Annotated in this window: 14 protein-coding genes; 10 read left to right on the top strand and 4 right to left on the bottom strand. The window is 57.7% G+C overall.

The features are described from left to right. Positions 1-236: 236 nt before the first annotated feature. The 3 genes from apbC to PVT68_RS07285 all read left to right on the top strand — a co-directional run bounded on the left by apbC (position 237) and on the right by PVT68_RS07285 (position 2885). Entirely contained in the window at positions 237-1424 is a 1188-nt protein-coding gene (gene apbC, locus PVT68_RS07295; RefSeq protein WP_280322044.1) for an iron-sulfur cluster carrier protein ApbC, read from the top strand. Positions 1425-1684: 260 nt separating this feature from the next. Continuing rightward, complete coding sequence (locus tag PVT68_RS07290; RefSeq protein WP_280322043.1) at positions 1685-2074, top strand: hypothetical protein; 390 nt, start codon at positions 1685-1687, stop codon at positions 2072-2074. Between the two features lie 427 nt (positions 2075-2501). Next, entirely contained in the window at positions 2502-2885 is a 384-nt protein-coding gene (locus PVT68_RS07285; protein WP_280322042.1) for a hypothetical protein, read from the top strand. A gap of 34 nt (positions 2886-2919) precedes the next feature. Here PVT68_RS07285 and trhO read toward each other — a convergent pair whose 3' ends face one another. After that, the gene (trhO, locus tag PVT68_RS07280; RefSeq protein ID WP_280322041.1) at positions 2920-3918 is read right to left on the bottom strand and encodes an oxygen-dependent tRNA uridine(34) hydroxylase TrhO; all 999 of its coding nucleotides are present in this window, start codon (positions 3916-3918) and stop codon (positions 2920-2922) included. A 191-nt stretch (positions 3919-4109) separates the two neighbouring features. Here trhO and PVT68_RS07275 point away from each other — a divergent pair, with 191 nt between their 5' ends. Together PVT68_RS07275 and PVT68_RS07270 are read left to right on the top strand one after the other, a co-directional pair. Next, complete coding sequence (locus PVT68_RS07275; RefSeq protein ID WP_280322040.1) at positions 4110-4376, top strand: hypothetical protein; 267 nt, start codon at positions 4110-4112, stop codon at positions 4374-4376. Positions 4377-4669: 293 nt separating this feature from the next. After that, positions 4670-5353: a hypothetical protein gene (locus tag PVT68_RS07270; protein ID WP_280322039.1), complete on the top strand. Its 684-nt coding sequence runs from the start codon at positions 4670-4672 to the stop codon at positions 5351-5353. Positions 5354-5484: 131 nt separating this feature from the next. Here the strand turns inward: PVT68_RS07270 and PVT68_RS07265 are convergent, their stop codons facing one another. From PVT68_RS07265 to ydiJ, 3 genes are all read right to left on the bottom strand, one after another. Continuing rightward, on the bottom strand, positions 5485-5904 hold the full coding sequence (locus tag PVT68_RS07265) for a 3D domain-containing protein (protein WP_280322038.1): 420 nt from the start codon (positions 5902-5904) through the stop codon (positions 5485-5487). Between the two features lie 776 nt (positions 5905-6680). Then, positions 6681-7394: a tetratricopeptide repeat protein gene (locus PVT68_RS07260; RefSeq protein WP_280322037.1), complete on the bottom strand. Its 714-nt coding sequence runs from the start codon at positions 7392-7394 to the stop codon at positions 6681-6683. Between the two features lie 25 nt (positions 7395-7419). Then, complete coding sequence (ydiJ, locus tag PVT68_RS07255) at positions 7420-10491, bottom strand: D-2-hydroxyglutarate dehydrogenase YdiJ (protein WP_280322035.1); 3072 nt, start codon at positions 10489-10491, stop codon at positions 7420-7422. A 301-nt stretch (positions 10492-10792) separates the two neighbouring features. On the opposite strand from ydiJ, the gene PVT68_RS07250 reads away from it, so the two are divergent. The 5 genes from PVT68_RS07250 to PVT68_RS07230 all read left to right on the top strand — a co-directional run bounded on the left by PVT68_RS07250 (position 10793) and on the right by PVT68_RS07230 (position 17563). Beyond that, on the top strand, positions 10793-11800 hold the full coding sequence (locus PVT68_RS07250) for a YbgA family protein (RefSeq protein WP_280322034.1): 1008 nt from the start codon (positions 10793-10795) through the stop codon (positions 11798-11800). Between the two features lie 9 nt (positions 11801-11809). Further along, positions 11810-13297, top strand: a complete 1488-nt coding sequence (locus PVT68_RS07245; RefSeq protein WP_280322033.1) for a cryptochrome/photolyase family protein — start codon at positions 11810-11812, stop codon at positions 13295-13297. A gap of 75 nt (positions 13298-13372) precedes the next feature. Beyond that, complete coding sequence (locus PVT68_RS07240) at positions 13373-13921, top strand: DUF2878 domain-containing protein (RefSeq protein WP_280322032.1); 549 nt, start codon at positions 13373-13375, stop codon at positions 13919-13921. A 68-nt stretch (positions 13922-13989) separates the two neighbouring features. Further along, positions 13990-16179, top strand: coding sequence for an autotransporter outer membrane beta-barrel domain-containing protein (locus PVT68_RS07235; RefSeq protein WP_280322031.1), 2190 nt, complete (start codon positions 13990-13992; stop codon positions 16177-16179). 190 nt (positions 16180-16369) lie between these two features. Beyond that, a complete protein-coding gene (locus PVT68_RS07230; RefSeq protein WP_280322030.1) occupies positions 16370-17563 on the top strand; it encodes a pyridoxal phosphate-dependent aminotransferase in 1194 nt (397 codons plus the stop codon). Positions 17564-17567: the final 4 nt, after the last annotated feature.

The raw sequence follows: 17567 nt of genomic DNA, 5'->3' as shown, positions 1-17567 counted from the left end.
CGTTTGTCTGTAGGTCGGTTGCGGTTCGGGTCTGGGTTCGGGGTTAGGTCCGGGTCTGTATGGCCCGCGCGGAGTTCCCGCGCGGGATGGTCGCCCGATGATGGGCCCGAAAGAGCGCGGAATATAGCAGAAATGGGCCCTGCAAGGCACCCGAGGTCGAGTGCACTACCCTTGTATTCGCGGTGGGGCTTCCCCCACAATGCCGGCCGAATTTCAGTGTCAGCGAGGACTGCCAGGTGACCGATCACGACCATCACCACGACCACCACGAACATGAGCACCACGACCACGACCATCAGGACCTGCCCCCGGAGGTCCAGGATGCGCTGGAGCGGGTGGCGGAAGTGATCGGTCAGCTGGAGGATCCGGCTACTGGCATGGTGCTGGACACTCTGGATGCGGATATTGAAGTGGGGTACGACGACGGCACTGTCTACACCGGGGTGACCCTTGGGTATCCCTGTGCCAGCCAGCAGGTGGACTGGGCGCAGCGCGTAAGGCAAGCCTGTGCACCCCTGCTGGCAGATGGCCCACTCGCCGGGGCCGATATCCACAGTGATCTGTATTTCGACATCCAGCGTACTGAGTCGGGAGCCGTACCGGAATCTCTGGACAGAGTGAAAAACATTATCGCGGTGGCGTCCGGTAAGGGCGGCGTGGGCAAATCAACCACCGCGGTCAATCTGGCCCTGGCGCTTGCCGCGGAGGGCGCGACGGTAGGCCTGCTGGACGCGGATATTTATGGTCCCAGCCTGCCCACCATGTTGGGCACCGAGGGCGTGCGTCCAGAGATCAAGGGCGGCAAGTTTTTCCTGCCGGTGCACGCTCAGGGTCTGAAAACCATGTCTCTCGGATACCTGCTGACCGAGGATACGCCCGCGGTCTGGCGCGGCCCGATGGCCAGCGGAGCGCTGAATCAGATGCTGACCCAGACCCTGTGGTCCGAAGACGGCGAAGCGCTGGACTATCTGGTGGTGGATATGCCCCCGGGTACCGGAGATATCCAGCTGACCCTGTCTCAGAAAGTGGTATTGGCCGGCGCAGTCATTGTCACCACCCCCCAGGACCTGGCGTTGGTGGATGCGATGAAAGGTGTGGAAATGTTTCGCAAGGTCTCGGTGCCGGTACTCGGTATTGTCGAGAATATGGCACTCCATACCTGCTCCAACTGCGGCCATCAAGAGCCGATTTTCGGCAGCGGTGGTGGTGAGAAAATGGCTGCAGATTACGATACCCGCTTGCTGGGGCAGTTGCCGCTGGACATGGCAATTCGCGAACAGGTCGATGGCGGCAAGCCCACGGTGGCGGTGGAGCCCGACGGCGAGATCGCGGCTCTGTATAAAACCATTGCGCGCAAGGCGGCAGCAGCGGTGTGGTTGGGGCAGGATGAAGGTGGGGCTATGCCGGAAATAGAGCAGGGCTAGCGGGCGCGAGAAAAGGAATTATCCAAGAATCTTGCAAAAAATTGTGACGGGCTTTTTCGGTTTTTTTCCGGGTGGCGTTTATGCTAACCGCCGGCTCAGGGGGTGTTGTTTTCGGCGCACCCTCGCCCTGAACAATAAAAATGATCGTGAGAACACTGTGACCGGGGCAACGATGCCCTGTCGGTAATCGGCGCGCCCTGGGGCGAAGGAATGGAGTCCTTACCGGTGCAAATTGAGGTGAAGAGAGAGGGGAAGGAGTCGTGAGCTTTCAAATCCGCTTTAATCCCGACACTCGTATCGTCACAGCCGTTTTTTTTGATCGCGTCGATTTTTCTGACAAGGTGGCGTCTGCACGACAGATTGCGGAAAAGTTCGGCCATCTTCATCCTTTATTGCTTCTGGTAGATGTCCGCCGGGCGGACATCGTGCTGTCCGTCGATGAGCGCCGGGAATTTGGTACTTTCGCAGCACACCTTCAGGGGCTGAGCCACTGCCGGGCCGCCGTGCTTCACGCTGTGGATCACAACGCCAATGCCATTATCGACAGTGCGGCTCAAGCGGAAGGTATGCATATCCGTGAATTTGTTACTGAGCAGACTGCGCTGACATGGCTGGCGGGGAATGCTGACGGTGATCGTAATGCGGATTAATCGGTACGTTTTATCTTTTTAGGCCGCAGTGCGCGCACTCCTGCTTGCCTCACATCCTTGTTTAGCTTCTTTATTAGCGACTTCTATTTACCCCTCTCCTTTAGTTGTTTTTTGTGCCAAAAGCGTGAGCGATGCTCGTAAGTAAAAAGTAAGACTAATGCTGCTGTAATCTGAATCGGCCTTGAAATTGCATTTATCGTTGCGGGCACGGAGGTTGTCGCCAATATTTGTTTTTTATTTTTATTAAAAATGAGAACAAATTTCCATTTTGGAGCGTGAAAGAGATTAATCGAGACTAATGGAGGTTGCTTTTTAACACTTGCTTATAGACTGGAGCGGCTGTCGCCAAATTTGGCGTAGACAGCGCATACACACGCCGGCGTGCGGCAGGGAAATAACAATAAAGTGGATTGGAGCAGTTGCAGTAATGAATTTCAAGATCCGTTATGACAGTCGGAATCGAGTGGTTTATTTACTTTTGTATGGGGAGGCAACCTACGCCAATCGGATGGAGGCTGTGCGTCAGCTGGTAGGAAAGTATGGCCACCTCAAACCACTGCGGGTGCTGGCGGATGTGCGGGGTGTCACGCAGATGTCGATGACCCTGGAGGAGCAGGAAAGACTGGGACGATTTGTGGCGCAACTGCCTGAAATGTCAGGCGCCAGAATTGCGATGCTCAATCGCAGAGAGCTGAATACCACTGCGGTAATGAGAAACAAAGCTCGCGAGAACGGGCTGGAACTGTTTTCATTTCTGACCGAGGCAACGGCAATGAACTGGCTCACCAGTTCAGCGGAAGTGCCCGGTTAGGACCGGGCACTCTGCTCACAGACCGGGCCTATCCCTATGCCCGCTGCGCCTCTTCTGCCTGGCGGCGGCGCAGAGCCTGTTTCTGTTTGCGACGGTTCTCTGTGCAGGCCTTGGCGTCGTGACCCAGATGATCTTCGCCGCGGGATTTTGCCAGCTGAATCTGCTTTTCACGCTCACGGAAGCGGGCCTTGTCGGCCTCCGATACGCTGTCGTGACAGTGGGGGCAGCTGACGCCCTGTTCGAACAGTTCCGATTGCATTTCTGCTTCGGTGATGGGCATGCGGCAGGCGTTGCACTGTTCGTAGCTGCCGCGCTCGAGATCGTGGTCCACGGTAACGCGATCATCAAACACGAAGCACTCACCTTTCCACAGGGTCTCTTCCTTCGGCACGTCTTCCAGGTATTTCAGGATGCCGCCCTGTAGATGGTAGACCTCGTCAAAACCCTGCTCTTTCAGATAAGCGGTGGATTTTTCACAGCGGATACCGCCGGTGCAGAACATCGCCACTTTTTTATGCTTTTGCGGATCCAGATGATCCTTCACATAGGCGGGGAATTCCCGGAAGGTGGTGGTATTCGGGTTGACCGCGTTCTCAAAGGTGCCCACCTGGACTTCGTAATCGTTGCGGGTGTCGATCAACAGAACGTCTGGATCGGAAATCAGCGCATTCCAGTCCTGTGGCTTGACGTAAGTGCCCACGGTGCGGCGGGGGTCGATGCCTTCCACGCCCATGGTGACGATTTCCCGCTTCAGTTTCACTTTGCTGCGCAGGAAGGGCATGTGTGCGGTGTAGGATTCCTTGTAGTCCAGCGCCGCCAGGCGCGGGTCGGATTTCAGGTAGGCGAGCAGGGCGTCGATACCACTGCGGCTGCCGGCGACGGTGCCGTTGATGCCTTCCCGTGCCAGCAGCAGGGTGCCGCGCACATCGTTATCCAGAAGTACCTGTAGCAGGGGTTCGCGGAGGGATTCGTAATCGTCGAGGCTGACAAACTTGTACAGCGCGCAGACCACGGTATCGGTGGAGCCGGTCATAACTATGTCCTCGTGCGGGCCGGAACGTAAATCCGGGGCATGGGTAAAAATCGCCGCGCATTCTAACGAAACTTTCAGCGGCTGTCGTACACTTTTTCGGCGGTGCAGGCGCTCCTTGACTGGTGATCCGCTCATTGTCAGTTTGGCCGCCAAACATATTTCTCTTTTACATTGCCAGTGAGGCTTTTCCCATGGCCGATGACGTCACTCCCCAGGAATCCCCTCTGAGCCGCGCGTATAGCGATGGCAACCACACCGTCAATATCGACATCTACGAGGATGGCGAGGGCGGCTGGTTGCTGGAAATTGTTGATGAGAACAACAATACCACCGTATGGGAGGACGCCTTCGAAACCGATGAAGACGCTCTGCAGGAAGCCCTGGACGCGCTGAAGGAGGAAGGTGTCGGGGCCTTTATCGGTCCGGCGGAGGCGAGCGGTGGCTGGGAAGCCCCCTGACCGGTGGGTAATCGATGGTTTCTAGATAGTTTCTAGATGGCTTCTATCTGTTATCTGTCGGTGTTCTTTCGACGGCTTTCGCAGGCTGTGACCAGCAGGTACAGTCGCGTTTACAAATAAAACCCGCCGCACTCAGCAGGTTTTTCCCCGCCTGCTATGGTTATACCTAGAAGGGAATCGCGACAGTGTAACAGCACTACCCAATCGCGGTGCCGCCGCGGGCAGCAGGGATTGTTGCCCGGGCGGGACCAACTGTTCGCGGTCTGCAGATGTATTAAACGTGGTTGCTCTGCATGAAGTATTTCCTTCCCCTCCTGATGGTCCCCCTGTTGTGCTTTTCCCCATGCATGTCGGCCTATTCCGGTATTGCGCTGACGCTCTCCGATAAGCGCACCATCGAGGTCGATCTGGCGGAAGCAAAACTGATTTCTGAACTGAACGGCTATGCCATCATCGCCGGTCGCACTTGCGTGGACTGCGACGAAAATACGGCAATCTTTCTGGAAAAAATTGATGGTCCCCGGGGCCTGCGGCCGCTGAGCGGCGCGGAGGACGAGGAACCCCCGGAGCCGGAGCGCTTTGCCAGCGAAGAGGAGTTGCGGGCTGAGGAAGACGGCGGCAAGGAGGATGCCAGTATTCTGGATCGACCTCAGGCGGACGCCACGGATGGGGTTGTGGATCTGGATCTGTCCGGCGAGCGGTTTACCTATCCGGGCCAGTACCGGGATTACCTCACCAGGGAGCTGGTGGAGAAAACCCGTATGTTTTACGGCAACTGCCACGAAAACTCGCCGGCGCTGCTGTGGTTAAGCGAATACCGCACTGACAAGGGGTGGGCGAAGGAGGAGTATCTACTGGTCTTTCGCGATGAGGGTGTTGAACACCGTTACAACCCGTCTCGCCAACCCAGTATTTACGCCACGAAAAATGCAAATTGCAAGGAGCTGCCGGGGGTGTCCATGACCACGGAGCCATGAAGTCGAGAGAGTGCGAGCCGGTGTGGCGGCCCAAAAAACAAAACCCCGCGAGTGCGGGGTTTTGTTTGGGGCTTTGTTTTGGGGACGGGGAGAAGCGCCACATCCACTAAAGCCTCGCTGGCGTGCGTGTTTTACTTCTCGTGGTCCCAGATGATTTTCAGTTTCTTCTTGCCCCACGAGCGCGCCTGCTTGATGTCCTTCTCCATCCACACATCGATGCGGTTGGTATAGCGCTTGTTCATACGGTCACGCACGGTATAGGTGCCGGGCAGGCCTTCGATCTTTACCTTGGTTCCGTTGGTCAGTCCGTGTTTCTCCAGATCGCGGGAAACGGCGATGATCTTGTCACCGGGACGCAGACGGTTGTTCCAGGCCGCGGTCCAGGGGTCGTCATCGGTCTGGCCTTTCACCGAGTTATAGGCGGTGGCGGTGACGGTCATGGACTTTTTGTCATTCGGCTCTTTCTTGATAGCGGCAAAGGCATCGCCACCGGCCATAGCCGAGAGTGTTACTGCGAGTACTACGGCGTACTTTTTAAGACTCTGTCGCATAAGATTCTTTACCTCCGAAAGCTCTTCAGTCACAGACCGGAAAAGTCTGCACGGCCTCCAAGTTGATTTGGAAATAAGCGATCAATCTTTGATCAGGGAGGGCAATAATAAATAGCGGGGACCTGGAATCAATATGTTCCGGGGACCCGGCTGAAAACCGCATGGATTGTCGTGTTGTTGCTGTGAGACAGGGTGATCAGGCTAAAAAGCCAATCAAATTGAGGCCCTGATTTCCGGTTGCAGCAAAATGACGGCGATGAGGGCGGAATTCAGGCAATTTTATTGGCACGGGGTTCCTGATTTCAAAAATGCTATGACAGCGATGTCATCTCCATTTGGTGGAATTTTGTACGATTACTGGTCGCTGACCAGAGGGTTTGTGGGAGATAATTTTTTTTGAACTATTTGCGACCAATGGTCCAAAAGCGGCGACTTTTGCTGATGACAGCGTTGTATTGCGGACGGCGCACAATAATTTGCCGGTTTAGGGCAAGGTCCAGACTATTAGCCCCATAGAAAATCCCCTTGGGAAGGAAGTTTATCCTGCTGTATTTCCTGGGGAGTGAGGGGATTTTATACTCAGATTTCCCGGCAGTTAACCGAACTTGTCAGTATTAACGGACGTTTGACCGTTAAAAGTGCGCCTGAGTGGCGCCCGGTCTCTTGAAAGAGGTATTTGGGGACAAACGTAGGTGTAAAAAAGACAGGAAGACCGCGGCAGAGCCCTGAGATTGAGGGCGGGACCATGGGGCGAGGGCGTCAAAGGGGCGAGGGCGTCAAATAGCGGTATTCTCAGCCACCGGGCGTTCAGGATTTACCAGTTCGCGCAGTGCTGTCAGGTAGGCCTGGTCCTCTTCCAAATCGGCAAACCCGTGTTGACGATCCAGCTCTACCGCCTGCTCCAGCCAATCAATGGCTTCCTCCAGATTGCCCTGCCATTCGCACACCTGGCCAATATTGAACGAAGTGATCGCCAGGTTCTGCCAGTCCTCCTCCCGGCGCAGGTCGTCAATGGTACTCGCATACAGCTCATAGGCATTGCGCAGCATAGCGATGCGCTTGCTGGGATTGTCCTGCAGGGCCGAATGCTGGTGGTAGGTGTGGGCTATGGCCGAGCGTACCCGGGCGGCAGAGTGCTCAAACGGCAACCCAGGTGCACTGTTGATGTACTCCAGCACCGCTTCAAACTGATGGCGGGCGAGGGGGTAGAGATCCGGGCGCTGGCCGCCGAGGGCAGTCAGTACAATACCGTAGCGGTAGCGCAGTTGGCTCTGGCGGTGGGGTTCGGCCGTCAGCGCGGCGATGGCGCGTTCATATAAAGGCAGCGCTGTGTCGTAGTCACCCGCAAGGGCCAGAGTTTCCGCCTCTGCAATCCACTCCGATACCGGAGCGCCTGCTGGCCTGGAGTCCGCCTGTGCCAGGGGCAGGGTGGATATCTGCAGGGTCAGCAGGGCGGCGCCCAGGGCGGGCAACCATCGGGCCTGAAACATCGGCTCGTCTCCGGTATCGGGTAGGTCAGTGATTACTCACAGTAAACCCCGAATCTTCAATCTGTGCCAGTAGTGCCTGCAGCGGATGGCGCAGATTGGCATCGGCAAAGCGTTTGCTCTGGCAGCGACAGGAGTAGCCGGTGGCGAGAATGGTGCTGTTATCACCATTCAGTTTTGGTGCCCAGGACTGTTGGAAAATGGTGCGGGAGGTCTCCTTGTTGGCAATCTCGTGGCCGTAGGTGCCGGCCATACCGCAGCAGCCGGCGGCCTGAGTGTGAAGCTCCATACCCAGGGCGGCGAACACCTGTTGCCACTGGCGGGAAGAGCTGGCGGCGTTGGACTGCTCGGTGCAGTGGGGCAGCAAGGTAAAGCTGTCACTGCGCAGGCGGTTTTTATTCCCGGCCAGATGCTCGGTGTGTTCCGCCAGCCACTCCTGCAACAGGTGCACCGTCGGTGCCTTGTCGCCCAGCAGCTTCTGGTATTCGCTGCGGTAAGTCATGGTCATGGACGGGTCGATACCCACCAGGGGAACCCCGGATTCCGCCAGATCGTTGAGTTCCCTGCTGTTATTGGCGGCGACCAGGGCAAACTGGCGCAGGAAACCGTGCACATGCAACGGCTTACCGTTGGCGCGAAATGGCGCCACCAGCGGATTGAAGTCCAGCAGCTTGAGTAGTCGCAGGGTGTCGGCCACTACCTCAGTATCGAAATAGCTGGTAAAGGCATCCTGTACGATCACCACCGCCTTGGCGCGCTGTGCCGGGCCCATGGCGCGCAGGCTTTTGCGACTGGCGTAGGGCACGCCCAGTTCGCGCATTGCGTTGTCGAGATTGGTGGCAGAAAGACGCGGGGAGTCTGCCAGACCCAGACCGCGCTCCATCAGCCAGCGCACCGGCTTCAGGCCCAGGGGGAAATTGTACAGTTGTGGCACCCGCGCCAGATGGGGCATCACAAATTCAAGTCCACCCACAAAATAGTCTTTCAGTGGTCGCAGGTAGCGGCTGTAGTAGAGCTCGAGGAATTTGGCGCGGAAGGTGGGAACGTCCACTTTGATCGGGCACTGGCCGGCGCAGGACTTGCACGCCAGGCAGGCCTGCATGGAGTCGTTCACTTCGTGGTTGAAGTCGTACTCACCGCGGGCCTTGGCGAGAGAGTTCTTGATGCGTCCCGGCAGCCCGATGATAAAGGATTGCTCGCGGCTCTTGCGCGCCACGGCTTCCGGGTCGACAGATCGCTCGGCCAGCAGGCGCAGCCACTCGCGGATCAGGGAGGCGCGGCCTTTCGGTGAATGGATGCGATTGCGGGTGCCCTTGTAGGAGGGACACATGGCGTCATCGGGATTCCAGTTGAAGCAGGCGCCGTTGCCATTGCAGTGGACGCCCTCGGCATAGCCCTCCCAAACCTGTACCGGGATCTGGCGGTCGCGCTCGCCGCGGGTTGCTACCTGGTCGATCTTAAGCAGGCCGGAGGCGGCACTGGGGGTGGCAATCTTGCCCGGATTCAGCTGATTGCGGGGGTCGAAGGAGGCCTTGATCTTTTGCAGCTCCGGATACAGCTCGCCGAAAAACGCCGGCGCGAACTCCGAGCGCACGCCCTTGCCGTGCTCGCCCCATAGCAGGCCGTTGTACTTCTTCGCCAGTGCCACCACCTTTTCCGTGATGATCCGTACCTGTTTGGCCTGTTCCGGGTCTTTCATGTCGATGGCCGGGCGCACATGCAGTACCCCGGCGTCCACATGGCCGAACATGCCGTAGGCGAAGCCGGCTTCATCCAGCGCAGCGCGGAACTCGGCGATAAAGTCGGCGAGGTTTTCCGGGGGCACTGCGCAGTCTTCCACGAACGGAATCGGTCGCTGTTCACCTTTGGCGTTGCCCAGCAGACCCACCGCGCGCTTGCGCATACCCCAGATCTTGTTCACCTGACTGTGTCCGCGGGCAATGGTGTAGCCGAAGCTTTTACCAGGCTGGCCGATCAGACTGTCGATATGCGCGGTGAATTTCGCCAGTGCCGCGTCCAGTTCTTCCTCGGATTCCGCGGTGTACTCCACCAGATTGATACCGTTTACTGGACGTTCGTTCTGGGGGAAGAACTCACTCACGCTGTCCCATACGATATCTCCCATGGCCAGTTGCAATACCTTGCTGTCCACAGTTTCGATGGAGGTAGGGCCGGCCTTCATCAGGTCGCTGGCGTCTTTGAGGGCATCCTGGAAGTGGTCGTAATTGAGGTTCACCAGTGCCGCGCACCTGGGAATCCGCAGCAGGTTCAGTTTGGCCTCGGCGATAAAACCGAGGGTGCCCTCGGAACCGCACAGGATATTGTTGAGGTTGAAGCGACCGTCTTTTTCCCTGTCCCGGATATGCGCCAGGTCGTAGCCGGTGAGGCAGCGGTTCAGTTTCGGGAACTTGGCGTCGATCAGGGGGCGTTTATCGCGCTCGATACTGTCCACCAGACGGTGGATCTTGCCTGCGCGGTCTGCGCGGTCGTTGATCTCGGCCAGCTCGGTGTCGTCGATCACGTGGGATATCCACCGTTCGCCGCCCATTAGTACGGTTTCCAGCTCCAGCACGTGGTCGCGGGTCTTGCCGTAGACACAGGAGCCCTGCCCGGAGGCATCGGTGTTGATCATTCCACCGATGGTGGCGCGATTGCTGGTGGAGAGCTCCGGGGCGAAAAACAGCCCATGGGGCTTGAGCGCCGCATTCAGCTGGTCTTTTACCACCCCGGTCTGCACCCGCGCCCAGCCTTCCTCGGCGTTGATTTCGAGGATGCGGTTCATATAGCGGGAGATGTCCACCACCAGACCGTCGGTGAGGGACTGGCCATTGGTGCCGGTGCCGCCACCACGGGGGGAAAGCACGACCTTGTGGTAGTCCTCCTGGTCCGCCAGCTCCATTAACAGTTGCAGATCGCCGGTATCTCGTGGATAGACAACCGCTTGCGGCAGTACCTGATAAATGGAGTTGTCTGTGGACAGTACAGTGCGGCTGGCGTAGCTGGGGCTGGCGTCACCGCGAAAGCCCGCCTGCTTCAGTGCTTCGAGAAACTGCAGGTAGAGCGCCTGTACTTCGTTGATTTCGCGCAGTGCTGGAATCATTGCGGGCCCCGGTGGGTATTTGGTACTTATTTAATCGGACTGGCATTTTAGCGGCGGTGGCGGGCCGCGCAACAATTACGGGATTTTCCCCTGGCAAGTATGTGGAAATTGCGCGGATTGGCAAAACGGGTCTTTCTAGTCACTCGCACTAGTCACTCGTACTAGTCACTCGCACTAGTCATTCGCTCTGGTCACTGCGCTAACCATTGGCACCCGCTATTGCGGTTGTCATCCAAGGGGGCCCGGATTGCGTAAGATACACTGAAGCAACACGGTTTCAGGTCAATAGTGAACGCAAGCGATGAAGATACAGCAGCGCCAGTCGAAGATTCCGGTGGGGATCAGCCAGTGCGCCATGGGCGACCCGGTGCGCTTCAACGGCGGCCACAAACACAGTCGGGTGTGTACGGACCTGCTGTCCCGGGTTTTCGAGTACATACCGCTGTGCCCGGAGGTCGCCATTGGCATGGGGGTGCCGCGCAAGCCCATCCATTTGCTGGTGGACAAGGGGGATGCCCCGGTTGACGCCATCCGGGTGGTGGGGGTGGAGGACCCCAGCGTGGATGTGACCGAACCCCTGAGGGCCTATGCGGATTCGGTGGTGCCGGAACTCGCGGGCATCCGCGGCTACATCTTTATGCAGAACTCCCCCAGTTGTGGTCTGCACGGCGTCCGTCGTTATCTGGACAATGGGCACAGTATCGACAGCAAGGGGGTAGGGGCCTTTGCCCGCCGCATCCAACAGCATTTCCCGCACCTGCCCCTGGAAGAAGTGGGGCGGCTCAACAACAGCGAATTGCGGGAAAACTTTTTGGTCCGGGTATTCGCCTACGATGCCTGGTTCCGCTATGTGGAAGGGGAGGAGTGGACTGAGAGCGAAAAGTTGCCTTCGCGGATCGCTCGCATTATCGAGTTTTATACCGCCTACAAATACCTGTTGCTGGCCCACAACCAGGATGCCACCCGCGCCCTGGGACATGTGCTGGCCGATGCCCGGGCCATGCCGGAAGACGAACTGGCCTTTGTCGTGCGCGGACGCATTATGGAAATCCTTTCTCATCCGGCCAGTCGCAAGGACAGAACCAACGCCCTAATGCACAGCCAGGGACATTTAAAGGCGTTCCTCAACAAGGAAGAAAAAGCGGAATTGCAGCAACTCATCGACGAGTATCGACGTGGTCACAAGCCGCTGTCAGCAGTGCTCACACTGCTGCGGCATTACCTGCCGCGCAGCCCCCACGGGTTTATCCACAGTCAGGTTCTGCTGTCGGCGGAACCGGCGGAACTGGGGCTGTGCGATTTTCAATGACACACCACCATGTCTGACAAACCCTTCCGGCGTGGGCTGATGTGGCTGCGCAATGACCTGCGCATGCACGACAATACTGCGCTGTACCGTACCGACAGGGGGTGTCAATCCTGGGCTGCGGTGTTTATCGCCTGCCCGCAGACCTGGGACAGCCACGGCGACGGCGACAATGTGGTTGCCATGCGGCTGCGTTCGTTGCAAAAACTGCAGCAGGCACTGGGGCAAAAAAATATTCCCCTGTACTTCGTCGAATTGCCCGGGTTTGGCGACGTGCCCGCCGCCCTCAGCCAGATTGCGCAAAAGCTTCAAATCGATGCGTTGTACGCCAACGCGGAGTATCCGCTCAATGAGCAGCGCCGGGACCGTGCCGTGCGCGATGCGCTGAAAATTATCGGCGTGCCGGTGGAATATTGCAGCGACCGTACCCTGACGCCCCCCGGCAGTCTCACCACCAATAGTGGCGATGGCTTCAAGGTGTTTACGCCGTTCAAGCGCGCGTTTATCGCACGGCACGACAATGGTGCCGAGGGTTCCGCGTCATTGCCGGCTCCGCGTAAAAAAAGTGCCGATCACCTGGCGCAGTGGCCGGAGTGGCTCGCTCTTGAAAGTAAGCACAATCTGGTGCGAAAAATCCCCGAGACGGTCACCGGTTACGGTGTTGCAGACGGCGGGGAAGCCAAGGTTCTGGGGTGGCCGGTAGGGGAGTCTGCCGGCCAAGCCCAGCTGCAGGATTTTGCTGCCAAGATCGCGGATTACCACCGGTGGCGTGACTTCCCCGCGCACCCGAATACCTCCCGCCTTTCGCCCTACCTGAATTGCGGTGCCGTCTCCATTCGTCAGTGTGCGCAGATGGCTCTGGCCGAAAATGGCGGACGCTGGCAGGGGGCCAGTGAAGGCGCTAGCAGTTGGCTCAATGAATTGTTGTGGCGGGAGTTCTATCAGCACCTGCTGGTGCACTATCCGCGGATTTGCCGCAACCAGTCGTTCAAACCCGAAACGGAACGGGTACCCTGGTCCAATAACACATCGGATTTCCAGCGTTGGTGTGATGGGCAGACTGGCGTGCCCATTGTGGACGCGGCCATGCGGCAGCTGAATCAGACCGGCTGGATGCACAATCGCCTGCGTATGGTGGTGGCCTCCTTTCTTACCAAGAACCTGCTGACGGACTGGCGCAAGGGTGAGCACTATTTTATGCGGCAGTTGCTGGATGCCGATTTCGCAGCCAACAATGGCGGCTGGCAGTGGGCGGCATCCACCGGCACCGATGCGGCACCCTATTTTCGGGTGTTTAATCCCTATAGCCAGTCGCGCAGATTCGATCCCGACGGCGAGTTCATTCGTACTTTTGTACCGGAACTTACTGATCTATCCGACAGTGATATTCACTGCCCCCCACAAGATCTTTTTAGTCAAGTGGACTATCCGCCACCTATCTGTGATGTGACCGAATCCAGAAAACACGCAATCGAAGTGTTTGCTAACTTGAAGTCTTGAGTATGCTCTGATTTATTCACTACGCCTCCGATTATTTGTCGGTGGCACTGCGCTCGCGGTACAGAATTTCTTCTGATGATCAAGTCGCCGATGAATTACAAAAAGCTGGCCAATTTCATGCTGTTTCTCGCTGGATGGTGGACAGCTTTGCTCTACGGTAATGCCCTGGCCCTGATTGCGTTATTTGTCGTACTTATGTTGCATTTCATCCTGTGGCGGGATGTGCGGGATATTTTCATTATTCTCGTTTTTATCTTTTGCGGCTTTGGTATCGAGTGGGCGTTTATGGCCAGTGGCGTACAGGATTACCGCTCCAATTTGCCCCCCGCCTGGGTGATCTGTATCTGGGCGATGCTCGCCACCATCATGCGCTATTCGCTTTCCTGGCTGGTCAACAAACCTCTTTGGGCTGCCTTGGTCGGATTGCTGATTGCCCCGGTGTTCTATTACAACAGCGTGCAATTTGGTCCCGCTGGCTGGTCGCGCCCCATGTGGCAATGCCTGCTGGTGATTTCGCTGGTGTGGGGCGGGCTCGCCGCTTTCATCAGTGGCGTGCTGGTACCGATCATTGAGCAGATGGAAACGGTGGAAAGCAGTGATCCTAAAAACACCGTTGAGCGCTGAAAGCAAAAAGTAATGCGTGCTGCTGACCTATACTTGCCACGAAAATTTACCGTGGCAAGGAGGCCGCAGTGTTCGTATTCGGAAAATCGTCCGCCAGAGATCCTGCTCTCCCATACGCGCTTTGTTTTTCCGTTTGCGCCGCATTAATGGCGGCGCAGGTGCGGGGAGACGAAGCGCTTTTCGGTTCATTGATCGTATTTGGCGACAGTCTTTCCGACAATGGCAATGCCGGTATTTTCACTTCGGATGATCCGCTGGGAGTCTATCCCCGCCAACCTGCCGCCGCGTTTCTCGCCGATCACCTCGGGCTGCGCAAACAGAACTCCTGCTACGGACTGGGTCCCGCATTCGGCGGCGCCATTCCCTGCGCCCCGGCCGCCGTTACCCCCGCCGAGCAACTGCAACAGATTGCCGGCTCGGTACTTGGCAATGGTCCCAACTGGGCCGTGGGCGGAAACCGCACTGCGGATGTGCTGCTGGATCTGGTTGGTTCCCAGCGATTTCAGCAGCTGTTTCCGGATACGACGGTGGCCGACCACAACGTGCTGACGACTATTCTCCCGGACGCCAGTCGCTGTGGTAGCGATGGCATTTGTGATCCCGCAGCGGGAGAGAGTCCTTACCTGACCACGGCGGAAGTGCAGGCCGCGTCATCGGCCTTCGGTGATCCAGCGGCACTACAGGCCCTAGTGGACGATCCGGATAACAATATCACCCTCGGCGGGGTGCCCTTTGCCACCGGACAGGGCTATCTGCAGCAAAATGCCGTCGTGGCAAACAGCCTGTATTTCTTGCAGGGAGGCGGCAACAACATACTCGATGGTGTGCGCGGGGGGGATCTCTCACCCATGTCGATGGAGCGCGCCGCTACCTTTCTGTCGACCGCGGGCAGTGAACTCCAGGCCGCCGGCGCCAGGTATATCGTCATGACCAACGCGCCGCGTATCGGTCGCACCCCGGCGATTTACGCCCAGGGCAATGCCGCAGTGAATTATGCCAACTACGGCTCCGAGCTGTTCAACGATAGCCTGCGCCAACAGCTCAACGATATCGGCAACATTCTGCTGCTGGATATGCAGGGGATACTTGAGCTTGCCGTCATGCACCCTTCGGCCTTCGGGTTCGCCAATATTGATCAGAGTGCCACCTGTTATATCAACTGCGCCAACCCGCACCCGGTGTACGGTGCTGGCGGCAGCAGTCCCAATGCCGATATGCTGGTGTTCTACGACAGTATTCATCCCACGCTTGCGGGCCAGCGACTGCTTGCGGATTACTACTATGAAACCCTGACCGCCGCCGTGGGCTTCGGTACACTTCCGGATCTCGGTTATCAGAACAGCCGCCAGCACAGGATCAACCTGGATCACCATCTGCTCTCCCAGCGCTACCGCGATCCCTTTACCACGGTTTTCTTTGGCGCCAGTGTGGGCCACGCAGAAATGGGCTTCGGCCCCGCCCCCAACGACGAATTCCCTGCCTGGGACGGTTTCCTCGGTATGAGTTTTGCCGGCTTTGAACAGCTGGAATGGGGGCTTGGTATGTCCTATGGCGGCAGCGAATACGAGCCAGACGGTTTCTTTGCCAAATCCCGTAACTTCAATCTCAGTGCCTTCGCCCGCTGGGACAACGACTTCTGGTTTGTCGACGGTGGCATAGGCTTTGCGGATATCCAGTACAACGATATCCACCGGTCCTTTCGCCTGGGGGATGATTTCTCGACCCGTCTCGACGGCGATACCGATGGCACCGGCTACAACCTGTTCCTGCGTGCCGGTTACGATGCCAGCCGCAACCTCGAAAGCCATATGGGCCCGTTCTTTTCCGTCGACTGGGCTGAAATCGATGTCAGAGGTTTCAGCGAAAGTACCCGCTCCGATCTCACCTACGCCGGCCAATACGGTCTGCCCCAGGACCCTCTGGGCCTGCGGGTGCGTGGCCAGGAGCGCGAATATCGCCGCTGTCGCGCCGGATTTTTTTATAACAGCCCGGAGTCTGCCGAACGCGAATGGTTTGGCGAGCTCTGGCTGGAGCACACCGCAGGTGATGACTATGCGGATCTCGGTATAGGCGTCAATTCTATCCGCGGAAACTGGGGGCGTTTGCCCTCCTACCGCGGTGAAAACGCGGGTTTCTTCCAGAACGGCGTGGGGGCCATGGTGGGGGTGAGTATCACGGATAAGCTGCGCCTGGCCGCGGACCTGCTGGTGCGGCCGGAAGATACGGTGGGCGGGTTGAGTCTGAATTACCGGTTCTGACCGGGCTCACCAAGACACTTTTCTGGAATAGCGCGGTTGTGCGAAATTGACCGATCCGAATTTTCTGCGGTAAACGTCGCAAAAAAATCCGTCTGCTGCGAAAACCTCCACTGTGAAGCGGCATGGATTACCCCGCTGGTTGTTAACGTACTGTTACCTATAACAACCTTCCCAAAGATGGACCGCGAAGATGTACAGCCCTCGATTCAGCCATATGAGCCAGGCCCTCAACTCTGCCGACGCCGACGTCTGGGCCGTCAGTGATCGAGCCCACGCCCTGGCCAACAAAGGGGAAGATGTCATCTTCCTGTGTGTCGGCGACCCCAACTTCAACACCCCGGAACCGATCCTCGACTTCGCCCGCGCCCGTTTGGGCGTAGGCCGCACCCATTACTCCCCCGCTGCCGGCGAACTCATGCTGCGTCGCGCCATCGCCGATATCGAAAGCAAGGTCAGTCCACATCCCTGTAGCCCAGATGACGTCGTTGTGTTTCCCGGCGGTACTAACGCCATCTTCGCGGTACTTTCCTGTTTACTGAATCCCGGCGAACAGATCGTTATTCCCGAGCCCATGTACATCGGCTATGTGCCGATTACCGATGCACTGCGACTGGATGTCAAAAAAGTCGCCTGCCCCGCGGCGCAGGGTTTCGCCTTTGATATCGAATCCATCAAGCGGACCATTGGCGAAGACACCCGCGCCGTCATGATCAACACCCCGGTCAATCCCACGGGTGCCATGGCCACCCCGGACCAACTGCGGGAACTCGCGGCTTACTGTCGCGCGCGAAACATCTGGCTCATCTGCGATGAAATGTATTCCATGATTACCTTCGCCCGCCGCCACACCTCACTGCGTACAGCGGCGGAATATCTGGACAATGTGATCGTCATCGACGGCCTGTCAAAGTCCCATGCCATGAGCGGCTGGCGATTGGGGTGGGCTGTCGCCCAGGGCGAGCTGGTCGCGCGTCTGATCGAGTATGCGGGAGCCACTATCTTCGGCGTGCCGCAGTTTATCCAGGAGGCTGCCGCCTTCGCGCTGGAATTTGATACTTACTTTGTAAAACAGATGCGCGACGCCTATGAAAAACGCCGTGATCTGATCGTCGAACGCATCAACCTAATCCCCGGGCTCAGCTGTAATTCACCGGAGGCGGGTATGTTTGTGATGGTGGATGTGTCTGCGGTGGCGGCAACTGGCGAGGCATTTGCACAGGCATTGCTGGATGCGGAACGGGTATCGGTACTGCCCGGCAAACCGTTTGGTCCCAGTGCCGTTCACCATGTGCGCCTGACCCTCGCCGCCGACGACGTGGAACTGACTCGAGCGCTGGACCGTATCGAACGGTTTGTGACGAGCGGTTGTCTGAAAGCGGGTTAATATA

This window comes from Microbulbifer bruguierae, from assembly GCF_029869925.1.
Taxonomy (GTDB): domain Bacteria; phylum Pseudomonadota; class Gammaproteobacteria; order Pseudomonadales; family Cellvibrionaceae; genus Microbulbifer; species Microbulbifer bruguierae.
This window is presented reverse-complemented; position numbering and strand designations above follow the sequence as displayed.

Excerpts from the sequence above, each read along its gene's own strand:
- PVT68_RS07285 (WP_280322042.1), top strand. The coding sequence starts at position 2,502 with ATGAATTTCAAGATCCGTTATGACAGTCGGAATCGAGTGGTTTATTTA.
- trhO (WP_280322041.1), bottom strand. The coding sequence starts at position 3,918 with ATGACCGGCTCCACCGATACCGTGGTCTGCGCGCTGTACAAGTTTGTC.
- PVT68_RS07275 (WP_280322040.1), top strand. The coding sequence starts at position 4,110 with ATGGCCGATGACGTCACTCCCCAGGAATCCCCTCTGAGCCGCGCGTAT.
- PVT68_RS07270 (WP_280322039.1), top strand. The coding sequence starts at position 4,670 with ATGAAGTATTTCCTTCCCCTCCTGATGGTCCCCCTGTTGTGCTTTTCC.
- PVT68_RS07265 (WP_280322038.1), bottom strand. The coding sequence starts at position 5,904 with ATGCGACAGAGTCTTAAAAAGTACGCCGTAGTACTCGCAGTAACACTC.
- PVT68_RS07260 (WP_280322037.1), bottom strand. The coding sequence starts at position 7,394 with ATGTTTCAGGCCCGATGGTTGCCCGCCCTGGGCGCCGCCCTGCTGACC.
- ydiJ (WP_280322035.1), bottom strand. The coding sequence starts at position 10,491 with ATGATTCCAGCACTGCGCGAAATCAACGAAGTACAGGCGCTCTACCTG.
- PVT68_RS07250 (WP_280322034.1), top strand. The coding sequence starts at position 10,793 with ATGAAGATACAGCAGCGCCAGTCGAAGATTCCGGTGGGGATCAGCCAG.
- PVT68_RS07245 (WP_280322033.1), top strand. The coding sequence starts at position 11,810 with ATGTCTGACAAACCCTTCCGGCGTGGGCTGATGTGGCTGCGCAATGAC.
- PVT68_RS07240 (WP_280322032.1), top strand. The coding sequence starts at position 13,373 with ATGATCAAGTCGCCGATGAATTACAAAAAGCTGGCCAATTTCATGCTG.
- PVT68_RS07230 (WP_280322030.1), top strand. The coding sequence starts at position 16,370 with ATGTACAGCCCTCGATTCAGCCATATGAGCCAGGCCCTCAACTCTGCC.